The following is a 2,098-nucleotide window of genomic DNA, read 5'->3' as shown; positions in this document are numbered from 1 at the left end:
TTTGTTATTCTTACAACGTAAATAGACTGCTTCCGTGTGCTCTCTTTTAGATCGCAGACTCATGATTATCCATCCTTGGGAAGTTGGTAATCGATATCATCTGATCATGAGCTAACGATCATTTACAATAACCCTTTGGGTAGCATTTTGTTTGAATCAATTTACTAACATCCTCTTGCAATTTTATTCACAAGCTCCACGTTCTCAAGCCATAAAGCCTCCTGCGTGCAACTGCAAACGCATAAACCGCACCCTTCACATTTCTCTTTTACTATGGCTACTGTATCATCTATTACTTTTATTGCGCCCCAATTGCAGACCTCTTCACACACACCACAGCCAGTACATTTTCCCTGATCCACTGAAACCAGTATCTTACCTTTTGTCTCTCCGTAGGTCGCAATAGCTTCGTCAAAGGCAAGCAGTTTTGGAAGGATAACTCCTTTCATTTCTTCAATTGAGCCGAACCCCTTAGAATCCATATAATCTGATATGTTTTTTTTGAATTCTTTAATTAACCCCATACCCTTCAGCATGAAAAGGGTTTGAATCTGTACGGAACTTGCTCCATACATAACAAACTCAACAATATCGCTCCAAGTCTGCGTTCCGCCAGAAACAGACACATGAATATCTTGATCTTGGCCTGCCTGACCTAAAAGGGCTACAAAATTTGTGTGTTTTGCCGCTTTAGAACCGGTCATGCCCACAGATGAGGGTATTACGGGCTCAATCTCATCAAGTTTTATACCCGGAGCTGCGGGGAAAGCCGTAGATATTGTGAACCAATCCAACCCTACTTTTCTGGGTATCTGCAAAGGAGACTGGTCTAATGGATTAAACATCATTTTCACTCCCAGCGGGATACCAACTGCTTTCCTGACTTCGCTGCAGACTTCTTCGACAATTGCAGGATTAAATGAGGCGCCGCCCACATAAGGATGCGGCAGCAAATAAGGCAAAGGGCAACCAAGTAGAATCTCAAGCGCTTCAGCGCCCGCCTCTTGAAACATCTTGGCCCCATTAATATACCCTTCAACAGATACTGCCACTAAACTGGCTATAACAGGGGTTTTAATCTCTTTAATGTTGTCTTTGAACCATTTTGCCCAAGCTTCAACCGGGATAGGAGATAAACCACACATGAAAACAAGCCCGTCTCCAGTTGAGTGAAAATTCGCCCTGGCATCCGGAAACAGGCCGGTAGCGTATGGTCTGACAACTTTTTCGTATTCTTTTTCCAGAAAACCGCTTTTTATTACAATGGCTCCTGCTCCATATTTGTCGCATCTCTTAATATCATCACCTGTCCTGGTTAAATGCCCAGATGAAATAATGACTGGATTTCCAAGCTCCAAACTTCCCATTTTTACTCTTAAATCAACCATCTTTTCCCTCCTTGATTAAATGTGAAATTATTTTTATTTGTAACTGCTTGTTACACTGATTGTATTATTCCGGAATGCAGGTTTGTTAAAAACTATTAGCCTGCCTTAAAAAAAATCGATTTACTTTATTGTATAAGCTTAAATCGTGCCAAGATTTCAATTCTATTTATTTTCATGGGTCGGGGAGCTCCCATAATCAAGACGATGAATGGATAATCCTTTGTAAAACTTTATGAACTCACGCTTAAGGTTTCGTGTTGCAAGCGCAAATAAACATTGAGCTATCAGTTTGTTAAGATTCAGTGGCTTTCAATCTCATGTTGTGTCAGGATAGGTGCTTGCCCTACGACTCCAAAATTTCTCAAATATCATAAATATTTTTCACGAATCCTTCATTACGCTCATATCAATGGCTCTCGCGTAATGCGCCAGTATTTCTAAATGATATCAACAAGATAAATATTTTTAAATACTAAATAAAATAATGCAAATAAATATTTATACTTTATTTAAGAAAATTATTTATTGTATATCATAAATATACAATATGGACGCTTTTTGGCCTTACTAAATATCATACAGATACAACCTCAAGCGCTTTAAATAGCACTTAATATCCATCAATTTATTTTGGAGATTAATACGGATTGCAGTTTTATGTAATACCGTATTAATATAATCAATGCAATTCATGCGCTTTTAGTTTTACT

The 2,098-nt window shown here is 38.6% G+C and carries 1 protein-coding gene; it reads right to left on the bottom strand.

The window, feature by feature from the left end:
* Positions 1-164: 164 nt before the first annotated feature.
* Entirely contained in the window at positions 165-1,388 is a 1,224-nt protein-coding gene (locus KKC46_09085) for a 4Fe-4S binding protein (protein ID MBU1053969.1), read from the bottom strand.
* Positions 1,389-2,098 lie beyond the last annotated feature (710 nt).

Source organism: Pseudomonadota bacterium, assembly GCA_018817425.1.
GTDB lineage: Bacteria > Desulfobacterota > Desulfobacteria > Desulfobacterales > RPRI01 > RPRI01.
Note: the sequence above shows the minus strand (reverse complement) of the source record. Positions and strands in the feature narration are given on the sequence as shown.

Coding starts and splice junctions, on each gene's coding strand:
- KKC46_09085 (MBU1053969.1), bottom strand. CDS start 1,388: ATGGTTGATTTAAGAGTAAAAATGGGAAGTTTGGAGCTTGGAAATCCA.